Here is a 23,125-nt window from a genome sequence, read left to right on the forward strand (position 1 = left end):
TGTAAAACAATGCCTGCAGAGCTTAATAAAATAGTCCCCACCCACCAAATTATCAAAGCCCAACTGGTCTCAGTTGGGCTTTTTTATTGCCTGTTGGTTTCTGCATCGGGTACTAATTAATTCGCTCTTGGGTTTGAGTCAACTTGGTGCGTATTTTTGTGAACTCCAACGGGAAGTTCGTCCTTTTGGTGCGTCGCACCCTTATTTGGCTTAGGAAGTATCGGACAATTTTGCTGGCGAGAAAATTGCTGGTAGATCGGCATGTCTAAACTGAAGGCGCATCAAAATGTCCGTATTGCTGGTTAACTCGTTTCTCGGTCGCTTCAAGCTAAAAAATAAATTTGCTCTGATATTGACGCTAATTGTGTTGGCCAGTGTGCTGCCCTTGGCTATGTTCGTCGATGCGGGCGTGTCAATTTCCGGGCCGCAATGGTTGGTGATTGTATCCGCTAATCTGGCTTGGATACTGGTGTTGTCAGCATTATATTCGTCCCTATCGGGTGCGATTGCGGCATTGATCGGCGCACATAGGCAGTTAGAGCTTGGCAACTTTAATATGCGACTACAGCTTACCGGTCAGGACGAGCTGTCACAGTTATATAGCGGTTTTAACGAAGCCGCCAAAGCCTTGGGCCGGCGCATAGGCGATGTACATGCGTCTATTCAAGAAGTGACTTATGCCGCCGACCAACTCAACCAGGGTGCCGGTTTCGTCGCCGAAAAACTCGATAACCAACGCGAAAGAACCACGATGATGGCGGCGGCCATCGAACAAATGTCGGCCAGTATCATGGGCGTGGCGGGGCAATGCCGGGATGCCGAAAAAATATCGTCGACCACTCAGCAACTTTCCCAGAAAGGCCATCGGGCCATCGAAAGCTTTATCGCCGATATGAACGCGCTGTTTGGCGAAATTCAGGACCTGGCTCAATTGATGCAGAATCTGGAATTGCATTCCCAACAGGTTGCCAGTATCTCGGAAGTAATTAAGGCCATTTCCGATCAGACCAACCTCCTGGCTCTGAATGCGGCGATAGAAGCGGCGCGAGCCGGAGAATACGGTCGCGGCTTTGCCGTGGTAGCCGACGAAGTACGCTCGCTGGCAAAACGGGTGCGACAGTCTGCCGAGGAAATAACCGGTACCACTGAAGCCGTCCGGGAAAAAATTCATCTAGCCGTTCAATCCATCGCTGCTACTCGCGATCAAACGGAACAAGGCATTAACAAAGCGTTTGAGGTAGAAAAATCGCTGGCCGGGATTAGACAGTATGCGGATCAAGCCTTAAATAACGTAACGATGATAGCAACCAGCGCTGAACAGCAAACCCAGGTAAGCCAGGAAATCGGCCGCAACATCGAGACGATTGCGCATAGCGTTGAACAAAACAGCAATGCGGCCCAGGAATCAGCTGAAATAGCCAGGCATCTGGCTAAATTGGCGCAAATCGTTGCTCATTAACCAATAAAAGGGGAATTAGACGTGCCCGATTATGTTTGTGTATTGTTTTTGTTGGCGGCGGTGATCGCCAGTGCTGCTGCATTTATGTGCTACAAAAATCGCCGGACGCGCCTTGAGCATCTACGTGGGCAACTGCATTACCTGGAAATGACCGGCGCTTTGAAAAACCTATTGACGCAGATACAACAACATCGCGGCATGGTGAGCGCTTATTTGAACGGCGATCTGAGCTTTAAATACAAAATCACGGTCTTGCAATCCGACATTGATCGGCAGCTCGAGCAACTCTCCGGGCAGTTTAAGCAGTCGCCGGAATCGTTGCAGTCGTTCGTTGGTATCCGCGAAGCCTGGAAACAACTACACCCTTCCGTACTGCATCTGACCAAGGAAGCAAGTTTTGAACGACACTGTTTATTGGCCGGCACTATTCTCAATTTGATTCGAGATATAGCGGAGCATAGCCAATTACACCAGGAAAGTATTTGTCCGTTCAGCTTTATAGAAATTCTGTGGCATCTCTTGCCGGATACCGCGGAGGCAATAGGTCAGGCGCGGGCTATCGGCACCGGTATCGCTGCGGCCGGCCGCTGCCGGATCACCGATAGGATTAAGCTGGGTTTTCTGATTACCCGCATCCGTCAGGCCATCGAACGGGTTGAAGCCGGCATGGGTAACGCTAACATGTCCATGGTTGCCGACAGCAGTTTCCAGCAGGCTTCGGCTGCGGTTCATGTGCACATCACCGGTTTTATTGGTCATATCGAGCAAAAATTGCTGACCGCGGATAAGCCGGCGATTGATCCGGCGGCTTTCTTTGACACCGCCACGGGGACATTGAACAGTATTTTTGCGCTTTACGATCAGGGCGAAGTGATTACAAATCATGCCCTGCAAAACCAGCTTGCAAGTGCCAGACGCAGTAGCAATCAGTCTTTCGCCATCGTGTTGGTGAGCTTGGTATTTTTGATGGCTTCCCTGGTGTTGCAGCACGGAGTCGTTTAACCGGCGAGACCAAGAGCCACGCTTTCGATGGCGGCAAACTACTTTTAGGGAGGCTGTAGTACAAAATAAGAGGTGTCATTTCGAATTTGTCTGGTTAAAGTAAGCCGTCTATACCTTCTTTATTGGGAAAAAATCCTGGAAAAGGCAGGATGTCAGTGCGCTTGGTCAAGCTAACCTAGGCAAGACCCGTTTGTTGCGCTATGGTTAAGCCCCATTTCCCCGGCCCCTGTAGCTTCGCGTATAGCGGGTCGGCCGAATAGCACAAAGCGTCGCTAACCTAAACATCCACGTTCATCCCCATTCCCCGACACAATGGCTCAACCATCCGATAGAATCCGAGCCAAGTGCCTGTGCATCGACATTGAAACCGCCCGGCAGGATAGCCTAAAGCTGCGGGAGATTGGCGCGTATCGACCGGACACCGATGCCCGTTTGCGTTTATCCGGCAAGGCTGCCGATCTGACACAAAAGCTGGATCACATCAGCGAAGGCGCGGCGTTTGTGTTGGGGCATAACGTGATTGCCTTCGATCAGCCAGCTTTATCCGTGTTGCATCCCGATCTTGCTTTGCACCGCTTGCCTTTGGTCGATACGCTGGAGCTGTCGCCGGTGGCCTTTCCGCAGAATCCTTATCACCGCCTGGTGAAGGACTACAAGCTTTGCACCACCACCCGCAACGATCCGGTTCGCGACGCGGAATTGGCTTATGAGCTGTTTCTGGATCAGGCCGAGGCCTTGCGGCAGCGGGTGGCGGAGTATCCGGACGAGGCGCTTTGCCTGCATTTTTTATTGGCGCCGGAAAACGGCAAGGGCGTAGCGAATTTCTTCGCGACCTTGCGCGCGGCGCTAAGGCCGTCGTTAATCGATGCGCAAGCGGCTTGGCGGCGGGCTACCGACGGGAAGGTGTGCCGGGCCGGGCAGCAACACATCGTCAATGACTATTTGCCGGAGCCGGATTGGCACAAACCGTTGGCTTATGTGTTGGCTTGGCTGCGGGTGTCGGGCGGTAACTCCGTGCTGCCGCCTTGGGTAAGTTTGTCGTTTCCGAAAACCCGAGAACTTATCGCCACCTTGCGCGATGTGCCGTGCGGTGACGCCGGATGTGATTGGTGCAGTGAACAACACGATCTGTCGCAACTGCTGCCGCGCTATTTTCCGGGCATCACGCAGTTTAGGCCGACGCCGACTACCGAGGATGGCAAGTCCCTGCAACAAACCATCGTCGAACACGGCTTTGCTGGCACGCCGACCCTGGCGATTCTGCCGACCGGCGGCGGCAAATCGCTGTGTTACCAATTGCCGGCGCTGGCGCGCTTTTACCGCAACGGTAGTTTGACCGTGATTATTTCGCCGCTGCAATCCTTGATGAAGGATCAGGTCGATAACCTTGAAGCGCGCGGCATCACCTGCGCCGGTTACATCAACAGCTTGCTCAACCCCATGGAGCGACAGGTGATGCTGGATAAGTTGCGCTTGGGCGATTTGGGTTTGATCTTTGTCGCGCCGGAACAATTTCGCAGCAGCGCATTTGCCAAGGCTTTGCAACATCGGGAAGTCGGCGCCTGGGTGTTCGACGAGGCGCATTGCCTGTCCAAATGGGGTCATGATTTCCGCCCGGATTATTTGTACGTGTCGCGCTTTATCAAGGCCAGGCAAAAGGACAAGCCGTCGCCGGTGTTTTGTTTTACCGCTACCGCCAAACCGGATGTGGTGCAAGACATCGTTGAGCATTTTCGCAAGCGCCTAGGCATTTCGCTGGCCTGCTTGACCGGCGGTGTCAGTCGGGAAAACCTGCTGTATGAAGTGCATGCGGTGCCGGCCCAAGCCAAATATCCGGAAGTGCTGCGTTTGCTGGAGCAAAGCTTGCGCGATGAGGGCGGCGCCATTGTGTTTTGCGCCCGGCAGAAGACCGTGGAAGAAATGGCCGAGTTTTTGAAACAGGCCGGCCTGGATTGCGGTTATTTCCATGGCGGCATGCAGCCCGAGCAAAAGCGCCAAGTGCAGGAAGCCTTTATCGCCGGCGAGCTGCGCGTCATCGCCGCCACCAATGCCTTTGGCATGGGTGTGGATAAGGCCGATGTGCGTCTGGTGATTCATTTGGATACGCCGGGCTCCTTGGAAAATTATCTCCAGGAAGCGGGCCGGGCGGGCCGCGATCAAGACTTAGCGCGCTGTGTGTTGTTGTACGACGATGCCGATCTGGATGTGCAGTTCCGGCTGTTGCGCAATTCCAGGCTGACGCAACATGATATTGCTTCCATTCTAAAAGCCTTGCGCGGGATCGAGCGCAAGGATCGCAGCGAAGGTTCGGTGGTGGTCACCAGCGGCGAAATTTTGTTGGAAATTCCGGACAAGCATGGCATCGATCCCGACGCCGCCGATGCCGATACCAAGGTCCGCATCGCGGTGGCCTGGCTGGAAGAAGCGCGTCTGCTGGAACGCCAGGAAAACCATACCCGGGTGTTTCCGGGCAGCTTGCAGGTGGCCAGTATCGATGAAGCCCGAGTCTTGCTGCAGAAAAAACTGGGGCCGAACGCCGACATCGAGCCGTACATCGTGCTGCTGTCGCAATTGTTTTATAGCGAAGATGACGACGGCATCAGCACCGACGATTTGATGCTGGCCACGGGACGCAATTCCCACGAAGTGCAGAGCATGTTGCGGGACTTGGATCGTTTTAAACTGGTATCCAACGATACCGAAATCGGCGTGACCTTGTACCGCGCCCCCGATACCGCCGACAGGCTGGAAGACTTGCGCAAGCTGGAAGACGCCTTGATTGCCAGTCTGCGGGAGACCGCGCCGGATGCTGATCGCGAGCAATGGCAGATTTTGAATGTGCGCCGGCTATGTGACAGCTTACGCCGCGAGGCTGGAGTGGAACTCACGCCGGACAAATTGACCCGTTTGATGAAGTCGTTCGCCGAAGCCTTTGGCGATGGTACCGGCCTGCGCGGTTTTTTCGCGTTGCGTCCGGCCGGTCAGGATAACCGCTATCTTAAATTGCTTCGCAGTTGGCAGAAGATTGATGACATCCGCAGCAAGCGTATGCGGCTGGCTCAGGCGTTGCTGAATTACTTTCTAGCAAAGCGCCAGGGCAATAATCTGCTGGTCACTTGCAAGCAGGGCGATTTGGAAGCGGCTTTGCAAGCCGATCTGACTTTGCAGGATCTGGATGTGCGGGATTGGCAGGTGGCCTTGGCGGCGGCGCTGATTTATCTGGACAGCAACGAAGTTTTGCATCTGGCGCGCGGCAAGGCGGTGTTCCGCGCGGCGATGAGCATTCAGCTGAATGCCGAAGCCCGGCGCCGGCAGTTTAAAAAGTCCGACTACGCCGAACTGGCTTTGCATTACAAGGACAAGATTATCCAGGTGCATGTGATGGCCGAATACGCCCGGCTGGCGCTGGGTAAGATTCAGGCGGCGATGGCGTTTATCGTCGATTACTTTGGCATGGATAGACACGAATTCGTGCGCCGCTATTTCGCCGGCCGCCAGGATATTCTGGAAATGGCGACCACTGAAGCCGCGCATAGGCGCATCCTCACCGACTTGCAAAACCCCGAGCAACAGGCCATCGTCGCCGCGCCGCCGGAAGGCAGTCAATTGGTATTGGCCGGCCCCGGCTCCGGCAAGACCAAGGTGATTGTGCATCGGGTGGCCTGGCTGCTGCGCGAATGCATGGTGTTGCCGGAAGACATTATGGTGTTGAGTTATAACCGCTCGGCGGCCGTCGAAATCCGCAAGCGTTTGTGGGCATTAATCGGCGCCGATGCCGCCGGGGTGACCGTGCAAACCCTACACAGTCTGGCGATGCGGCTGACCGGCACCAGTTATGCGGTAGCCGCCGAGCATGGCGAACAAGTCGACTTTAAGGCGGTATTTAAATCCGCCACGGCTTTATTGCAGCAAGCGGAGCAGGGCGACGAGTTGGGGCCGGGCATCCAACGCGACCGCTTGCTATCCGGTTTGCGCTATTTGCTGGTGGATGAATATCAGGACATCAACGCCGAGCATTACGCGTTGATCAGCGCGCTGGCCGGCAGAGCCATCAACAGCGAGGAAGACAAACTATCGCTATTGGCAGTGGGTGACGATGACCAAAATATTTACGCATTTGACGGGGCCAATGTACGCTTCATCAAGCAATTTGCCACGGACTATCAAGCCAAAACCTACTATCTGATTGAAAACTATCGCTCCACCGCGCAGATCATCCATTGTGCAAACCGGGTGATTGCGCCGGCTCGCGAGCGGATGAAAACGCAGCACGCCATCCAAATCAATTACGCGCGTCGGGATGGGGAGGATGGTGGCGAATTTGCCGAACTGGATAGTTTGACGCAAGGCCGGGTACATATCCTGGAAACGCCATCACCACTCCACGGTGAAGTCGAAGTGGCGCTGGCCGAGTTGGTGCGGCTGAATCATTTGGCAAACGCGGGCCAAGTCAGCCATTGGGGCCGGTTTGCGGTGATTGCCAGACATTGGGAAACATTGGAGCCTCTGGCCGAATTATGTCGCCTGCAAGGGGTTCCGGTGAGGCTGCTGCGTGACAGTGCTTTGCTGAATTTGCACGGCACAAGGGAAGGCCATAGCTTGCTGGCTTTGTTGAACAAGCCGCGGCGCAAGTCCGGTAAATCCAGAGTATTGCTGCGCTACGGAACCTTGTCGCGCTGGTTTAAGCGCCGCTACCGGCAATCTGTCGATGAGCTGATCGAACATCCTTATCGCGCCATGCTGGCGCAATTCATCATTGCCTCCGAGGCGGTTGCTCCGGGTTGCCAGCATGTGGTCAGCAATCTTGTCGAAGCGCTTTACGAATTCGGTTCCGGTAGCCAGTCCGGCGCAGACGACAGTCGGCACGCGCCGCTGCTGTTATTGACGGCGCATCGAGCCAAGGGTTTGGAGTTTGACCATGTGCTGATTCTGGACGGCGGCGGCTGGCAGCAAAGCAGCGATGAAGAACGGCGGCTGTTTTATGTGGCGATGACCCGCGCTCGCAAAACCCTGACTTTGTGCGCCAAACAGGGTGGGCGGCATGCTTTTATCCGGGACTGCGAAGCGCTTTGCGTTAAAACCCAGCCGCAATTCGGTCGAGAATTGCCAGCGCTCGGGCAACGTACTTGGGTGGCGGATTTGGAGCAAGTTGTGCTGTCATGGCCGGGATATTTCGCGCCGGATAAGCCTATTCATCGGGCGATTGCGGCATTGGAGGTCGGCAGCGAGTTGATATTGCGCGCCAGAAGCGATGGGCAATGCGGTTGGGAACTGGCGGATTTAAACGGAGTGGCGGTCACGCGGATGGCCAAGGCTTTTGCGCCGCCAACAGGCAGGATAGTGGCGGTGCGGGTTGCCGCCATTTCGGTTTGGCATAAAACCGCCGGCAATACCGAAAGTCTGCGTTGCGAGCATTGGGAATTGGTATTGCCGGAAATTTTGTATCTGCCCGCCGATAGGGTTCCAAGGTCGTGATTTAACAATTTCGGCTGTCCGGTAGGCTGTTCCGGAAGCCCTGCCTTCTGTCGTCAAGCCGTTCGTGCTGAGTCTGTCGAAGCATGATCGGCTTGAACGCGGGAGACCGAAATTTTTCCGGCCACCCTTGAGGCAATACCTTGAGTCCTTAGCTTTTCAGCTTGGCAATCAACATCTTGTTCACTTCACCCGGGTTGGCCTTGCCTTGGGTTTCTTTCATGATCTGCCCGACCAAAGCCATCAACGCTTTGTCCTTGCCGGCCCGATATTGCTCGACTGGCACCGGGTTGGCGGCTATCACTTTATCGACGATGGCTTCTATCGCACCGCTGTCGGTGATCTGCTTCAAGCCTTCTTTTTCGATGATTTCGTCGGCGCTGTCGGTGCTGTTCCAGAGCTTATCGAATACCTGTTTGGCGGTTTTGCCGGAAATGGTGTTGTCGGCAATGCGTTTGAGCAGGCCGGCCAGGCGCTCGGCATTGACCGGGCAATCGCCGATTTCCAATCCGGCTTTGTTCAATGCGCCCAACACGTCGCCGGTCAGCCAGTTGCCCGCCAGCTTCGCTTCGCCGCCGGAGGCTTTGACGACTGTTTCGTAAAAGTCGGCCAATTCGCGCGACGACGTCAAGGTAGTAGCGCTTTCGTTATCCAGGGCGTATTGCTCGATGAAACGCTGTTTCTTGGCATCCGGCAGTTCCGGTAGCGTGGCACGAATCTCATTTTTCAACGATTCTTCAATCAATACCGGCAACAGGTCGGGATCGGGGAAGTAGCGGTAGTCGTTGGCTTCTTCCTTGCTGCGCATGGAGCGGGTTTCGTCTTTGTTGGCGTCGTACAGGCGAGTTTCCTGAACCACTTTGCCGCCGCCTTCGATGACATCGATTTGCCGCTCGATTTCGTGATTGATGGCTTTTTCGACGAATTTGAAGGAGTTGATGTTCTTGATTTCGGCGCGGGTGCCGAATTCAGCTTGGCCTTTCGGGCGCACCGAGACGTTGGCGTCGCAGCGGAACGAACCTTCCTGCATATTGCCGTCGCAGATTTCCAGGTAGCGCACCAGTTCGTGCAGCTTGCGCATGTAAGCGACCGCTTCCTTAGCCGAACGCATATCCGGTTCGGAAACGATTTCCAGCAGGGGTGTGCCGGCGCGGTTCAAGTCGATGCCGGTCAGGCCGTGGAAGTCTTCGTGCAAGGATTTGCCGGCGTCTTCTTCAAGATGGGCGCGGGTGATGCCGATGCGTTTGCTGACACCATCGACTTCGATGTCCAGATGGCCATTGCCGACGATAGGCAGTTCGAACTGGCTGATTTGGTAGCCTTTCGGTAAGTCCGGATAAAAATAGTTTTTGCGGGCGAACACCGAATGCGGGGCAATCTCGGCGTCGATGGCCAAACCGAAGGTTACAGCTTTGCGCACGGCGTCTTTATTCAATACGGGCAAAACTCCCGGCAAGCCCAAATCGACCGCGCAGGCCTGGGTATTGGGTTCCGCACCATAGGCAGTGGCGGCGCCGGAGAAGATTTTCGATTTTGTAGACAGTTGGGTGTGGATTTCCAGGCCGATGACGGCTTCCCATTGTGAGTTCATTCGTGGTTCCTTTAAAGCTTATTCGGCAAAAACGTCGTTCAGGTCGATTTGCAGGTCGGGGAATAAATGCGGAGCGGCGATTTCGTTGCCCGGATATAAGCCGCGCAATTGATATTTATCCTGCTCGTCCAGCACGAATTGCTGCACGATTTGTTCGTAGGGAAATACCAGCCAGTATTCTCTTACGCCGCTTTCTTCGTATAAGTCGTATTTCAGGCGCACTTCTTTGCGGCTGTTACCGGGCGACAAGACTTCAATGATCCAGTCCGGCGCGCCGTCGCAGCCTTGTTCGGTGAGTTTGTCTTTGTCGCAAATCACGCATAGGTCGGGTTGGACGACGCTGAAGGCTTCGCCATTTTTGAGTAGCGATTTACGGCGGTCGTAAAGCTTTACGTCAAATGGTGCGACAAACACTTCGCAGGGTTTGCGCTTGAAATAGTTTCCCAAATACAGGAACAAGTTGCCGGAGATGCACTGATGCTTGCGGTTGGGCGCGGGCGACATCGCCATGATCTTGCCTTTAATCAGCTCGACGGATTCTTCAAGCCGCCAAGTCAAATAATCGGCATAGCTGTATGTGCCATCCATATCCAACTGCGACAATTCGGTGATCTTAGCCATGACTAATCTCCGTTATTCAAAACCCTTTGGTGCTTGCAGGTGCCAATCGGTGACTTGCTGGTAGCGGTGGCCGACATTCAGCAACTTGGCTTCGCTGAAATAATTGCCTATCACGTGTAAGCCCACAGGTTTGCCGTCCATGAATCCGGCCGGAATCGACATCGCCGGCAAACCCGCCAAGTTGATGGCAATGGTGTAAATATCTTCCAGATACATCTGAATCGGATCGCTGGTTTTTTCGCCGATTTTGAATGCCGTGCTTGGCGTGACCGGGCCCATTAGTACGTCGACTTCGCTCAAAGCGCGTTTGAAGTCGTCGCTGATCAGGCGGCGCACATGCTGGGCTTTTAAGTAATAAGCATCGTAATAACCGGCCGACAGCGCATAGGTGCCCATCAAAATCCGCCGCTTGACTTCGGCACCGAAGGCTTCTCCACGCGAGCGAGTGTAAAGGTCGGTCAAGTCGGCGGGATTTTGGCAACGGTAACCGAAGCGCACGCCGTCGTAGCGCGATAGGTTGGACGAGCATTCGGCGGAAGCGATCACGTAATAAGCAGGGATTGCCAACTGCAGATTCGGCATGTCCACTTCTTTGACTTCCGCGCCCAGTTTTTGATATTCGGCAACCGCGGCGTGGATGGCGGCGGCCATTTGGCTATTCAGCCCTGTGCTGAAAAACTGTTTCGGCAGACCGATTTTCAGGCCTTGTAAACTATCGTTCAGGCTGGCGCTATAGTCAGGTACGGGTTGATCGACGCTGGTCGAATCTTTGGGATCGAAGCCGGCCATCACCTGCAAAAGTAAAGCCGCGTCTTCGGCGCTACGCGCCATCGGGCCGCCTTGATCCAGGCTGGAAGCGTAGGCGATCATGCCGTAACGCGACACGCGGCCGTAAGTCGGTTTCAATCCGGTGATACCGCACAGCGCTGCCGGCTGGCGAATCGAGCCGCCGGTGTCTGTGCCGGTCACCGCAGGCGCCAGACGCGCCGCGACTGCCGCCGCCGAGCCGCCGGACGAACCGCCGGGGACGCAATCGGTCGCCCAAGGGTTGCGCACCGGGCCGTAGAAACTGTTTTCGTTGGACGAGCCCATCGCAAACTCGTCCATGTTCAATTTGCCTAGCATCACCGCGCCGGCCCTGTTGAAGTGTTCAACCACCGTGGCATCGTAAGGGGCGATGAAGTTATCCAGCATTTTCGAGCCGCAGCTGGTTTTAGTGCCTAGCGTGCAGAAAATATCTTTTTGGGCGATGGGGATGCCGGCCAATGGTCCAGCATTGCCGCTAGCCAGTAACTGATCGGCCGCCTGGGCCTGTTGCAAGGCGCTGTCGGCGCTGACGGTAATAAATGCGTTCAAGTTCTGGTGCTGGTGGGTGCGGTCCAGAAAATGTTGAGTCAGTTCTAAGCTGGAGAATGCTTTGCTGCGCAGCCCGGCTGCCAGTTCGGTGAGGGTAAGTTTGTGCATAATCGTCCTTAATCGATGACTTTGGGGACCAGGTACAATCCGGCTTCGGTTTGCGGGGCGATGGTTTGGAAATGGTCGCGGTGATCGCTCTCGGTCACAGCATCTTCGCGCAGGCGCTGCATTTGATCCAGCGGGTGCGCCATGGGTGTCACGCCGGTCGTGTCTAATTGGCCCATTTGCGTCATTAATGCCAGTACCCCGGATAGGTCTTTTGCATAGTGTTCAACATCTTGTTCAGCAATGCCCAGCCTCGCCAGGTGAGCGATTTTTTTAACGTCATTCGCCGTTAACGACATTCTTGTAACTCCAGGTTTTCTTAGTAAAACTATGATACTTTATATCTTGCTCAAATACCTGCTTGATTGTTAAAGTAGCGGGATTTTCCGTGTGCGCTTAGGGTACTGCATAAAATGTTTAAAAGAATTCGTGGCCTGTTTTCCAATGATTTGTCGATCGATTTGGGTACGGCAAATACGCTGATTTATGTTCCGGGCCAGGGAATCGTACTCAACGAGCCTTCCGTGGTGGCGATTAAAGAAGACAAAATTCGCGGCCAAAAAACCATCGCGGCTATCGGTGCCGACGCCAAAAGCATGTTGGGCCGTACGCCCGGCAATATTACCGCTATTCGGCCGTTGAAAGACGGCGTGATTGCCGACTTTGCGGTCACCGAGCGCATGCTGCGGTTTTTTATCAAAAAAGTCCACGAAAACAAACTGTTGCGGCCCAGTCCGCGTATTCTGATCTGCGTGCCTTGCGGCTCTACGCAAGTGGAACGGCGGGCAATTCGTGAATCGGCGGCCATGGCGGGTGCTAGAGAAGTATATTTGATTGAAGAGCCGATGTCGGCTGCAGTCGGTGCCGGATTGCCGGTGGATACTGCACACGGTTCGATGGTGCTGGATATTGGCGGCGGCACTTCAGAGGTGGCGGTGATTTCCTTGAATGGTATCGTTTATTCGGCGTCGGTCCGAATCGGCGGCGACCGCTTCGACGACGCCATCATCAGCTATGTGCGCCGTAATTACGGCACTTTGATTGGCGAAGCGACTGCCGAAAAAATCAAACATCAAATCGGTGCCGCCTATCCTGGTAGCGAAGTGCGGGAAATGCAGGTCACCGGCCGTAATCTGGCCGAGGGCGTGCCGCGCAGCTTTTCATTGAACAGCAATGAAATTCTGGAAGCCTTGCAAGAACCACTATCCGGCATAGTCAGCGCCGTTAAAGTGGCGTTGGAACAAACCCCGCCGGAACTGGGTGCCGACGTGGCCAGCCGGGGAATCGTGTTGACTGGCGGTGGCGCATTGTTAAAAGATATTGATCGTTTGATTTCCGAGGAAACCGGCCTGCCGGTGTATATCGCCGACGACCCCTTGACTTGCGTAGCCCGCGGCGGTGGCATGGTGTTGGAAATGTTGGACTCTAAAGGTGCTTCAGCGTTCTCTTTGGAATAACGCTGTACCGAAATATCTCTGAAAGGCCGCTGTGACCGCGTAAAGCGGCTACAGTGGCCTTTTCTACGAATTTATGCCGCTCGGCACATGAACTGCCCATGAGCGGAGCTTGATTGTTCTTGCTGTCGCGTCGATGGGTGCCGGTCTTGCCCGTCGCGTTTTGATTGTTAGAGGTTTGCCATAAAACTCTTATTTGCCAAAGGCCCTTCACTTAATACCCGCTTACTGGTGGCATTGCTGGTATCAATTTCGATGTTAGTGATTGATTATCGCAGTGAACGCCTGGACCGGTTGCGCTCCTTGTTATCGCTGTTCACCTATCCCTTACAATCGCTGGCCAGTCTACCTGTCGATTTTTATCAGACCGTGTCCGGAACGGTGATTTCTTTTGTGGAGCTGCAAAAGGAAAACCGCCGCTTGAAAGAGGCTCAGTTCGTCAACGATGCGAAATTGTTGAAATTCGCAGCCTTGGAAAAGGAAAACACCCGGCTGCGAATGTTGCTGGAAAACTCCTTTCAGCTGGGCGAACAGGTACTGGTAGCGGAGCTGGTGTCGGTAAAACTGGCGCCTTACGAACACACGGTGGTGGTCAACAAAGGCTCGCGTTTTGGCGTGCATCCGGAACAGCCTGTTTTGGATGCCAACGGCATCGTCGGCCAAGTGGTGCGAGCATTACCGTCCAGCTCGGAAGTGATGCTGATCACCGATCCCGACCATGCCGTCCCGGTACAGGTTAACCGCAACGGTTTGCGTACCATTGCTTTCGGTACCGGCCAGCCCAATCGACTGCATTTACCGTTTCTTGCCAATAACGCCGACATCGTGCCGGGTGATTTGCTGGTTACCTCCGGGCTGGGCGGGGTATTTCCGGCCGGTTATCCGGTCGCGGTAGTGGATAAATTCGAAGCCAGGCCGGACAAATCCTTTGCCAATATTTACGCCACGCCCAAGGCGGAATTGGATAAAAGCCGCGAGTTTTTGATCGTCTGGAGTCATTCCACGCCGGTGGTTTTAGGCGAGCAGGGTAAAGCGCCAGCCGAGCCGGAAGCCAAGGAAGCCGAGCATGTCGCGCCTTGATTTTGCCGCCACCGTTTACTTCATCGTTACCATAGGCGCGGCAATGGTGCTGCGGGTAATGTCACTGTTTCCCAGCATGGATGTATTCAATCCGGACTGGATCGTATTGGTGTTGATTTACTGGTCCATTGCCTTGCCGGAACGGTTTGGCGTATTCAGCGCTTGGTCGATAGGCCTGTTGACTGACGTATTAACCGGCCGTTTGTTGGGGCAGTATGCCTTGATTTATGCGCTGATTTGCTATTTCAGTATCAACGAGCATCGGCGTTTGCGGCAATTTCCGATGGTGCAGCAATGCTTGTTTGTGTTTTTGTGTTTGTTTGCGTCGCAGAGCATAATTTTCGGCACCGAAAGCATGCAAGCCGGCAACCGCCTATCCCTGGCGTTTTGGTATCCGGTGTTATCCGGCACCTTGGTGTGGCCGCTGGTGTTTGTGGTGCTGCGCTATATCCGGGTGATGGCGCGTATCGTTTAACGGGGCATGGATAGAAAATTCGCCATTAAAGATCCGCTCGCCGAAAGTCGCTTATTTTTAAGCCGCATCGTCGCGGCGTTTATCTTGATCCTGTTTTTGATCGCCGGTTTGGTTACCCGTTTGGTGTATTTGCAGGTGGTCGGTCACGAGCATTACGCAACGCTATCAAAGGATAACCGCATCAAGATTTCGCCCTTGCCACCTACTCGCGGGGTGATTTACGACCGCAAGGGGCGGATGCTCGCCGAAAACGTGCCAACCTACAGCTTGGAATTGATTCCGGAGCAGATCGAAAATCTCGACGACACCCTAGTCAGGCTACAGAAGCTGCTGGACATTTCCGAAGAAAAAATCGATTTGTTTCAAAAACAGCGCAAGCGCAATAAATCTTTTACCAGTACGCCGTTACTGCAAAATCTGAGTGACGAAGAAGTCGCTAAATTTGCCGTGGTCCGGCCGTATTTTCCCGGTGTCGATGTCTACGCCCGCTTGGTGCGGCATTATCCTTACGGCGATTTGGCTTCCCATGTGGTTGGCTACGTCGGTCGGATTAACGAGAAGGAAATGCAAACTTTGCCGCTGGCCAAATATCGCGGCACCAACCACATCGGCAAAACCGGCATCGAAAAAACCTATGAAGAGCATTTGCTGGGCACCGCCGGTTACGAGGAAATAGAAACCAATGCGCAGGCCAGAGCGGTCAACACCGTGGCGACGGTGGAGCCGGTGGCCGGTTCCAATATCTACCTGACGCTGGACATCGATTTGCAAAAAATCGCCTACGATGCCTTGTCGGAATACAACGGCGCGGCGGTGGCGATAGAAATCAAGACCGGCGGGGTGCTGGTGTTCGCCAGCCGGCCCGGTTTCGATCCCAATCCGTTTGTTTCCGGGATTTCCGGCAAGGAATACAAGGCTTTGCAGGACTCGCCGGATCAACCTTTATACAACCGAGCCTTGCGCGGCCAGTATCCGCCGGGTTCCACCGTCAAGCCGTTTCTAGGCTTGGCCGGTCTGGAATATGGCGTCACCGACTTTAACCACCGTTTGTTCTGTCCGGGTTATTACAAGCTGCCGAATGTCGATCACAAATATCGCGACTGGAAAAAGTGGGGGCACGGCATGGTGGATATGAACGAGGCTATTACCCAGTCTTGCGACGTGTATTTTTACGACCTCGCCTTAGCATTGGGTATCGATAAGATGCACGACTTTATGGACAAATTCAGTTTCGGCCGGAAAACCGGGATCGATTTGGTCGGCGAGGTCGATGGATTGATGCCGTCCAAAGAATGGAAAAAACATTACCGTAGCCAGGCCTGGTTTCCGGGCGAAACGCTGATTACCGGGATCGGCCAGGGTTACACGCAAGCCACGCCGCTGCAGTTGGCTCACGCTACTGCTACGCTGGCTAACTACGGCAAAGTGATCACACCGCATTTGGTGCACAGTATCATCAGCGCTGATTACGCGGACATGATAGGCGGTAAAGCCGATGCGCTAATTCCGCTGAAAACCCAAAACGTCGATAACATCATCAAAGGCATGACCAATGTGGTACACGGAGCTAGAGGGACAGCCGGCCGCTTGGCTAAGGCCATTACCTATCAAATTGCCGGCAAGACCGGTACCGCGCAGGTGTTTACCATCAAGCAGGAGGAGAAATACAACGAGGACGCCATCGATTTTAAAATGCGCGACCATGCTTTGTTCATCGCCTTTGCGCCAGTCCACGACCCGCAAATTGCGGTGGCGATTATCGCCGAGCACGGCGGCCACGGCGGCTCGGTAGCGGCGCCGATTGCCGGCGAAATTATCGATGCCTATCTGAATCAAAAAAAGGAGCCGCAGCCATGAGAACCGAAATGCGCAATGAGCAGTTTCAGCCGCCATCGCTGCTGGGTAATTTACTCAGAAAGCTGCATATCGACATCCCATTGTTTATCGGATTGTTGCTGATTTGCGCGACCAGTTTTGTGATCTTATACAGCGCCGGCGGGCAAGAAGTGCCCTTGTTGATTCGGCATGCCACCCGCATGGGTTTCGCCATTTTGTTGATGATCGTATTGGCGCACATCAATCCTCGCCGCTTCCAGAGTTTTTCAGTGGCCTTGTTCTCGATTTGCGTGTTGTTGTTACTGGCGGTGGCGGTGATGGGACAGATCAGTATGGGGGCGCAGCGTTGGTTGGATCTGGGTTTCTTTCGTTTTCAACCGTCCGAATTTACCAAAATTAGTGCGCCGATGATGGTGGCCTGGTATCTGTCGGAACGGGCCTTGCCGCCCAAGCCCAAGCATGTGTTGGGCGCGGCGACGCTATTGATAGTGCCGGTTTTACTGATTGCAAAACAGCCGGATTTGGGGACCTCCTTGCTGGTTGCCAGCTCCGGGGCGGCGGTGTTGTTCTTCGCCGGCTTGTCGTGGTGGTTCATGCTAGGTATTGTAGCTTTACTGGCGTCCTTGACCCCGGTGTTGTGGCATTTCATGCGCGACTATCAGCGCAACCGCGTATTGACGTTTATGAATCCGGAAGCGGACCCCATGGGCGCCGGTTACCATATCATTCAATCCAAGATTGCCATCGGTTCCGGTGGCATCAATGGCAAGGGCTGGTTGGGCAGTAGTCAGGCGGAACTGGATTTTTTACCGGAAAGCTCCACGGACTTTATCTTTGCGGTGTTTGCCGAGGAGTTTGGCTTGTTCGGCTGCGTCGGGTTGCTGGTTTTGTATCTGCTGGTCATCAGTCGGTGTTTCTACATTGCCGTGCAAGCCCAGGATACCTACTCGCGCCTGTTGGCCGGCAGTTTGGCCTTTACTTTTTTTGTCTACGTTTTTGTGAATATCGGCATGGTGATCGGCGTGCTGCCGGTGGTCGGCGTGCCGCTACCATTGATTAGCTACGGCGGCACCTCGATGGTGACGCTGATGGCCGGCTTCGGTATTCTGATGTCCATCCATACCCACCGTAAATTACTACCTGTTTAATTGGCTTATGAATATGCACACGAAACTATCCGCTTGGCTTTTAGCTGCTACGCTACTGGGTCCGGTTTCCGCCTCCGCTGAAGTTGCCGAAACAGACAGCTTCAAACAGTTTATCCACAACATGGTCAAACAGCAGCATTTCAACGAAGCTGAATTGCGGAATTTGTTCAAGGCCGTGCAAATCCAGCAGCCGATTTTGGATGCGATGTCCAAACCGGCGGAGGGCAAGCCCTGGTTTCAGTATCGCGAGATATTCATGACCGAGGCGCGTATTGCGGGCGGTGTGCAGTTTTGGAAAGACAACGAGGCAACCCTAAAAGCTGTGGAAAGCCAATACGGCGTGCCGGCGGAAATCATTATCGCCATCATCGGCGTGGAAACCAAATACGGCGCGCATACCGGCAAATACCGGGTGATCGATGCGCTGGCTACCCTGGGTTTTGCCTATCCGCCGCGTAGCGAGTTTTTTCTGAAGGAATTGGAGCAATTTCTGGTGCTGGCCCGCGAAGAGCACATGGACCCTCTGCAACCCATGGGGTCTTACGCCGGGGCGATGGGGCTGCCGCAATTCATGCCCAGCAGTTTTCGCGGCTACGCCAAGGATTTTGATCTGGACGGCAAACGGAATATCTGGACTAACAGCTCAGATGCGATTGCCAGTGTGGCTAATTATTTCGTGCGCAACCAGTGGCAACCGGGCGGGGCTGTCGCTTACCCGGTTAGTGCCCGTGGTGAAGCCTATCGGCAAGCATTGAGCAAGGGCGTCAAGCCGGATACGAATGTCGGCGAATTGCGTCGTTTAGGCGTGGATATTCCTACGCAATTAGCCGCCAGTGAAACCGTCAAACTGTTGGCTTACCAGCAACAGGTTGGCGAAGATTTATGGGTGGGCCTGCATAACTTTTATGTCATCACCCGCTATAACCACAGCCCGCTTTACGCTATGGCGGTGTATCAACTCAGCCAGGCCATTGCCGCCCGCAAGGCTTCGTAAGCGTGATTGCCATTGTTGGACTATTCTTGTCCGGCACTGGCAAATACAAGCTTGCCAGCGCGTCCATCTGACTTTACACGGCCGATTCTGTCGGCCCTGTTTCAACTGGCAGCCGGCCTATGCAATTTGATTCGTTTTTATTTCTGATTTTTTGGCTAGTCGTTTTAGCCCTGCATTATTCGATACGTAATTGGCGAGCTCAGAAAATCGTTCTATTGATCGCCAGTTATTTGTTCTACGCCGCCTGGAATCCGCCATTCGTGGTGCTGTTATGGATTTCCACCACCGTAGACTTTTTTTTGGCCAAAACCATGGCGGCGGCAAAAAGCCAGGAACGGCGCAAAGGTTTGCTGACGATTAGTTTGTTGGTGAATCTTGGTTTTCTGGGTTTTTTCAAATACGCGGATTTCTTGAATCAAAGCTTTGCCGGCCTGCTCGGACTGGCTGGAATCAACTATCAACCGCTGCCTTTGGGCATTGTGTTGCCGATAGGTATTTCTTTTTATACCTTTCAAACCTTGTCCTACACGCTGGACGTTTATCAACGCAAAACGCCCGCCGAAACCAGCTTTCTGGATTTTTCCTTGTTTGTGACCTTTTTTCCGCAACTGGTGGCCGGGCCAATTGTCCGCGCACCCCAGTTTTTGCCCCAGTGTAAAGCCCCGCAAAAAGCCACCAGTCAGCAATTCATTTGGGGGCTGACGCTATTTTTATTCGGAATTTTCGCCAAAGCCATTTTGGCCGACACTGCCTTAGCGCCGGTAGTCGATCAGATTTACGCTACGCCCAGTGCGTTTGCCGCGCAGGATGTTTGGCTGGGTGTGTTGGCGTTTTCCGGGCAAATCTTTTTCGACTTTGCCGGCTACTCCTTATGCGCCATCGGTGCTGCGCTGACTTTGGGTTTTAGCCTGCCCGATAATTTTCATTGTCCTTATGGCGCGCTGGGCTTTTCGGATTTCTGGAAGCGCTGGCATATCTCGCTGTCCAGCTGGTTACGGGATTACCTGTATTTTAGTCTCGGCGGCAGCAGAGGTAAGCCCGTTAGGACCGTCTTTAATCTGGTATTGGTAATGATCTTGGGTGGACTATGGCATGGTGCGGCCTGGACTTTTGCGGTATGGGGATGTTTGCACGGCTTGTTTTTAGTGGTCGAACACGGCATCAAGCAAGTCACGTCTTATCGTCCGCTTGGGCTTGCGCCAAAACTGGTGCTGATTGTGCTGACCTTTTTGCTGGTGTCGCTGACCTGGATTCCGTTTCGTGCGCAAGGCTTCGACAACTTAGCGGCAATATTAGGGGCACTGACCAATACCACGGGCAGTAGTGAATTGGGGATGCTCAGCCGGATTGTCGTCGTGACCGTCATGGCAACAACGTTGATTTGGCATATCGCCAGCCGGGACATCAGGCTTGAACAACGATTCGACAGTTTTTCGCCCATGGTCAAAACCAGCCTCGTCGCCTTGTTGATGGTTTGTGTGGGTATTTTTTCTACGGGTGATAGTCGTGCATTCATATACTTCCAATTCTAGTGATCGTTTGCCCCAGCAAGCCCTTAAACGCAGCGTTCTGGCGGGGATGGCGATTGCCGTGCTGCTGTTGACGGTTGTCGAGCTGAGGTTACGGCAAATCGGCTTTCAGCCCACTGTGCAGGACAGCAAGGAGTTATGGGCCACCGAACGCACTAAAGCCGCGTTGCTGGGTAAGCAGGCCCTGATCCTGGTCGGCGACTCGCGCATGCAACTGGATATGGATCTGGATGTATTGGCCGCCGCAACCGGCTTAACCCCAGTGCAACTGGCGATAGACGGTTCGGAGTTTTTGCCGGTGTTGGCTGATTTGGCCGCCGATGACAGTATTACCGGCACCGTACTGGTGTCCGGCGATGTCTGGAAATTGGTGGAAAAATCGCACACCGATCGCGCCAACGAATGGATCAGCTTTTACCACAAAGAATACAAAGACCTGGTGGCGCCCAAGCTGGAAACGCTACTGAAAAGTCGGGTGCAACAATGGTCTGCGTTATACGCCAGCGGCATGTCGGCCAGCGATTTGTTGATACGGTTGATTACGCCGGGCAAAGTCAGGCCGCTTTATCTCAGCACAAAGCCCAATCGGCAACGCGATGCCGATTATCAATTGGTCGACCAGCCGATGTTTTATATTCAGCGGGTGTTGCGTAACCTTGGGCAAACGGTCGATCTTGCTAAAGTAGCTTCGCAAGCCGATTTCGAACGTCTGGTGATTGACGCTTTGCAACAATCGGCACCGACCCATTACGCGCCGGAGCAGTTTTTCTACGTCAATCGCCTGACAGACCGGATTTTGGAGCGGGGCGGCAAAATCGCCTTTATCAATTTCCCGATGGCAGGATTGATTTTCGCCATTGATGAGCATAGAAGCCCACGTGAATTTGGTTGGGATGTATTTGCCGCTCATAGCCGAGCAATAACTTTTAATTCGCAGGATTATCCGGCGTTAAACTTTGCATTGCCGGACGGCTCGCATTTGGATATGCGAGATAAACAGGCATTTACCACACAGCTGGTTTCGGGATTAAAAGCTAAAGCGGTTTTTTGAAATCGCCTATACATAAGAGCGATTACTAACCCCGTCCTTAAATTCTTTGCGGCCGGCATTCCCAAAGCGGGAATCTATTGCCGCGATTGAAATTCCACTTGCGCGGGAGTGACGAGATTTAAGGGCCGGATAGCAAGCTTTGGCGCAGGCAATGTAACGATGAGGCAAATTGATGGAAGACGATAAAACCGTTTTCATGGGTGTCGGTCCGTTTAAAGCACCGGAAGCGGATGCTGATCGCACCGTATTGGTCAAGCCGGAAACGCTACTGGTCGATTTGCTGAATATCAGCGGACAAGTGATCGCCAACTATGCTTTTGAAAACAGTTTTAGTGTCGGCCGCTCCGCAGAGAACTCGGTGGTCGTCAACGATCAATCCATCAGCCGGCATCATTTGCAAATCAAGCGCGAAGCGGACGGCTGGTGGCTTTATGACTTAAATAGCACGCACGGCGTGTATCTGGATAAGCAAAGACTGGCCGCCAAAACCAAGTTGCAGTTGCCGGTATCGTTGGGTTTGGGCGTTTCACCGTTTGAACTAAAAATCGCCTCGGCAAATGCAAAACCCGTTTTGCCCACGCCTAAAGACGACGCCACTTTATTTGCCGCCGCGCAAACGCCGGTTTTAAATCAGCCCATAGCCCCACCACCCAAGACACAGCCGAATTTATCTGCCGACGCCATCAAAAACCGCCTGTTGTCCGAAGAAGAATCGGCGGATATGGGCGATTACACGCGCATGGTGCGGCGGGTGATCCGCGAGGATAGAACCGTCAGAACCAAAAACTATAAAAAACTGATTTGGTCTTTGGGAATCTTGTTTGTAATAGCCGCCGGCTTGGTCACTTACCAATACCTGGCGCTGGACAATGCCCGTAAGCTGGCGATCAACATGTTTTACGACGTCAAAACCCTGGAAGTCAGTTTGTCGCAAGCCGATATTCGCTTGGCGGAAAATATCGAATCTCTGGGTAAGGCTCTGGAGGAGTTAAAGGACGAAAAACTAAAGGTCTCGCAGGAGCGCATCAAAGCCGAGCAGGCGAAAATTCTGGAAGAAAAAAAACGCCTGGCCGAGGAACGGCAGAAGCTGAAGCTGATGAAAGCCAAGTATCAGGAATACCTGAAAGAAATCGATTTTCTACGCCTGAGCTTTCCGACCGACGAACAGTATGAACGTGAGTTAATCACTCGTGTGGTCAGAGGCTTTGGCGAAAGCGAATTGGAACTGCCTGAAGAATTTGTCACGCAAGTGCGGCAATACATCAAAAACTGGCAAGATACCGGCAGATTGCGCCTGGCTATTAAAAACATGCAAGACAACCATTACGGCCCGATGGTACTGGAGGCCTTGGATAAGGAAGGTCTGCCCGCTTATTTTATCTATTTGCCGTTGCAGGAAAGCAATTACGACACGAAAGCGATAGGGCCGGAAACGCGCTTTGGCATTGCCAAGGGGGCCTGGCAATTTTTAGCGACCACCGGACAGGAATACGGGCTGCCGCCCGGACCGCTGGCGAATGTTAGGGAGTACGACGAGCAGGACGCGCGCTTTGACTTTGCGCAGGCCACTCAAGCCGGCGCTAAATACCTGAAATACATCTACAGCAAGCAAGCTCAAGCATCGGGCTTGTTGGTAATGGCCAGCTACAACTACGGCCACAATAAGGTACGCGGGATGGTGGAAAAAATGCCGGATAACCCGCGCGACCGCAATTTCTGGAAATTCATCCAGCAATACGAAATTCCAGTAGAAACCTACGATTACGTGTTTTACATCGTCTCGGCGGCGGTGATAGGCGAAGACCCTAAGCATTTCGGTTTCGACTTCAGCCCGCCACTTCTACAGCTAACTCAGGCCGTCAATTGAGTTTCTGTTTTTGTTCCAGCGCAACGCCCAATGATTTGCATCGGCTAATGAACGGGCACTAAAGCGGAAATTTTTGCCAAGCTGT

At 53.6% G+C, this 23,125-nt stretch carries 16 protein-coding genes; 12 read left to right on the forward strand and 4 right to left on the reverse strand.

Going from position 1 to position 23,125, the window contains the following annotated elements:
* Positions 1–286: 286 nt before the first annotated feature.
* From QLH52_RS01915 to QLH52_RS01925, 3 genes are all read left to right on the forward strand, one after another.
* Positions 287–1,459 (forward strand): methyl-accepting chemotaxis protein, encoded by a 1,173-nt coding sequence (locus QLH52_RS01915; RefSeq protein WP_033156048.1) that lies wholly within the window; start codon positions 287–289, stop codon positions 1,457–1,459.
* A gap of 21 nt (positions 1,460–1,480) precedes the next feature.
* Complete coding sequence (locus QLH52_RS01920; RefSeq protein WP_033156049.1) at positions 1,481–2,461, forward strand: nitrate- and nitrite sensing domain-containing protein; 981 nt, start codon at positions 1,481–1,483, stop codon at positions 2,459–2,461.
* Positions 2,462–2,773: 312 nt separating this feature from the next.
* Positions 2,774–7,936, forward strand: coding sequence for a RecQ family ATP-dependent DNA helicase (locus QLH52_RS01925; RefSeq protein ID WP_319960377.1), 5,163 nt, complete (start codon positions 2,774–2,776; stop codon positions 7,934–7,936).
* 148 nt (positions 7,937–8,084) lie between these two features.
* Here QLH52_RS01925 and gatB read toward each other — a convergent pair whose 3' ends face one another.
* From gatB to gatC, 4 genes are read right to left on the reverse strand one after another with little or no spacing between them, the layout of a single operon-like run.
* On the reverse strand, positions 8,085–9,524 hold the full coding sequence (gene gatB, locus QLH52_RS01930) for an Asp-tRNA(Asn)/Glu-tRNA(Gln) amidotransferase subunit GatB (RefSeq protein ID WP_205453279.1): 1,440 nt from the start codon (positions 9,522–9,524) through the stop codon (positions 8,085–8,087).
* An 18-nt stretch (positions 9,525–9,542) separates the two neighbouring features.
* On the reverse strand, positions 9,543–10,145 hold the full coding sequence (locus QLH52_RS01935) for a Uma2 family endonuclease (protein WP_033156052.1): 603 nt from the start codon (positions 10,143–10,145) through the stop codon (positions 9,543–9,545).
* Between the two features lie 12 nt (positions 10,146–10,157).
* Positions 10,158–11,609: an Asp-tRNA(Asn)/Glu-tRNA(Gln) amidotransferase subunit GatA gene (gene gatA, locus QLH52_RS01940; protein ID WP_033156053.1), complete on the reverse strand. Its 1,452-nt coding sequence runs from the start codon at positions 11,607–11,609 to the stop codon at positions 10,158–10,160.
* Positions 11,610–11,617: 8 nt separating this feature from the next.
* Positions 11,618–11,905: an Asp-tRNA(Asn)/Glu-tRNA(Gln) amidotransferase subunit GatC gene (gatC, locus tag QLH52_RS01945; protein ID WP_319960378.1), complete on the reverse strand. Its 288-nt coding sequence runs from the start codon at positions 11,903–11,905 to the stop codon at positions 11,618–11,620.
* Positions 11,906–12,019: 114 nt separating this feature from the next.
* Here gatC and QLH52_RS01950 point away from each other — a divergent pair, with 114 nt between their 5' ends.
* From QLH52_RS01950 to QLH52_RS01990, 9 genes are all read left to right on the forward strand, one after another.
* Complete coding sequence (locus tag QLH52_RS01950) at positions 12,020–13,063, forward strand: rod shape-determining protein (protein ID WP_020484718.1); 1,044 nt, start codon at positions 12,020–12,022, stop codon at positions 13,061–13,063.
* A 180-nt stretch (positions 13,064–13,243) separates the two neighbouring features.
* Positions 13,244–14,140: a rod shape-determining protein MreC gene (gene mreC / locus QLH52_RS01955; protein ID WP_319960505.1), complete on the forward strand. Its 897-nt coding sequence runs from the start codon at positions 13,244–13,246 to the stop codon at positions 14,138–14,140.
* Entirely contained in the window at positions 14,127–14,615 is a 489-nt protein-coding gene (mreD, locus tag QLH52_RS01960; RefSeq protein WP_033156055.1) for a rod shape-determining protein MreD, read from the forward strand. The genes mreC and mreD overlap by 14 nt, the downstream gene beginning before the upstream one ends.
* Before the next feature lie 6 nt (positions 14,616–14,621).
* Entirely contained in the window at positions 14,622–16,472 is a 1,851-nt protein-coding gene (mrdA, locus tag QLH52_RS01965) for a penicillin-binding protein 2 (RefSeq protein WP_101052073.1), read from the forward strand.
* Positions 16,469–17,599: a rod shape-determining protein RodA gene (gene rodA / locus QLH52_RS01970; protein ID WP_033156057.1), complete on the forward strand. Its 1,131-nt coding sequence runs from the start codon at positions 16,469–16,471 to the stop codon at positions 17,597–17,599. Before mrdA ends, rodA begins: the two co-directional genes overlap by 4 nt.
* Before the next feature lie 13 nt (positions 17,600–17,612).
* The gene (mltB, locus tag QLH52_RS01975; RefSeq protein WP_319960379.1) at positions 17,613–18,593 is read left to right on the forward strand and encodes a lytic murein transglycosylase B; all 981 of its coding nucleotides are present in this window, start codon (positions 17,613–17,615) and stop codon (positions 18,591–18,593) included.
* Between the two features lie 119 nt (positions 18,594–18,712).
* On the forward strand, positions 18,713–20,125 hold the full coding sequence (locus tag QLH52_RS01980; protein WP_319960380.1) for an MBOAT family O-acyltransferase: 1,413 nt from the start codon (positions 18,713–18,715) through the stop codon (positions 20,123–20,125).
* On the forward strand, positions 20,100–21,173 hold the full coding sequence (locus QLH52_RS01985; protein WP_319960381.1) for a hypothetical protein: 1,074 nt from the start codon (positions 20,100–20,102) through the stop codon (positions 21,171–21,173). Before QLH52_RS01980 ends, QLH52_RS01985 begins: the two co-directional genes overlap by 26 nt.
* Positions 21,174–21,345: 172 nt before the next feature.
* A complete protein-coding gene (locus QLH52_RS01990) occupies positions 21,346–23,040 on the forward strand; it encodes an FHA domain-containing protein (protein WP_319960382.1) in 1,695 nt (564 codons plus the stop codon).
* Positions 23,041–23,125 lie beyond the last annotated feature (85 nt).

Source organism: Methylomonas defluvii (assembly GCF_033949435.1).
Classification (GTDB): Bacteria; Pseudomonadota; Gammaproteobacteria; order Methylococcales; family Methylomonadaceae; genus Methylomonas; species Methylomonas defluvii.

Excerpts from the sequence above, each read along its gene's own strand:
- QLH52_RS01915 (WP_033156048.1), top strand. The coding sequence starts at position 287 with ATGTCCGTATTGCTGGTTAACTCGTTTCTCGGTCGCTTCAAGCTAAAA.
- QLH52_RS01950 (WP_020484718.1), top strand. The coding sequence starts at position 12,020 with ATGTTTAAAAGAATTCGTGGCCTGTTTTCCAATGATTTGTCGATCGAT.
- mrdA (WP_101052073.1), top strand. The coding sequence starts at position 14,622 with ATGGATAGAAAATTCGCCATTAAAGATCCGCTCGCCGAAAGTCGCTTA.
- mltB (WP_319960379.1), top strand. The coding sequence starts at position 17,613 with ATGCACACGAAACTATCCGCTTGGCTTTTAGCTGCTACGCTACTGGGT.
- gatC (WP_319960378.1), bottom strand. The coding sequence starts at position 11,905 with ATGTCGTTAACGGCGAATGACGTTAAAAAAATCGCTCACCTGGCGAGG.
- QLH52_RS01980 (WP_319960380.1), top strand. The coding sequence starts at position 18,713 with ATGCAATTTGATTCGTTTTTATTTCTGATTTTTTGGCTAGTCGTTTTA.
- rodA (WP_033156057.1), top strand. The coding sequence starts at position 16,469 with ATGAGAACCGAAATGCGCAATGAGCAGTTTCAGCCGCCATCGCTGCTG.
- QLH52_RS01925 (WP_319960377.1), top strand. The coding sequence starts at position 2,774 with ATGGCTCAACCATCCGATAGAATCCGAGCCAAGTGCCTGTGCATCGAC.
- QLH52_RS01935 (WP_033156052.1), bottom strand. The coding sequence starts at position 10,145 with ATGGCTAAGATCACCGAATTGTCGCAGTTGGATATGGATGGCACATAC.
- QLH52_RS01990 (WP_319960382.1), top strand. The coding sequence starts at position 21,346 with ATGGAAGACGATAAAACCGTTTTCATGGGTGTCGGTCCGTTTAAAGCA.
- mreD (WP_033156055.1), top strand. The coding sequence starts at position 14,127 with ATGTCGCGCCTTGATTTTGCCGCCACCGTTTACTTCATCGTTACCATA.
- gatB (WP_205453279.1), bottom strand. The coding sequence starts at position 9,524 with ATGAACTCACAATGGGAAGCCGTCATCGGCCTGGAAATCCACACCCAA.
- gatA (WP_033156053.1), bottom strand. The coding sequence starts at position 11,609 with ATGCACAAACTTACCCTCACCGAACTGGCAGCCGGGCTGCGCAGCAAA.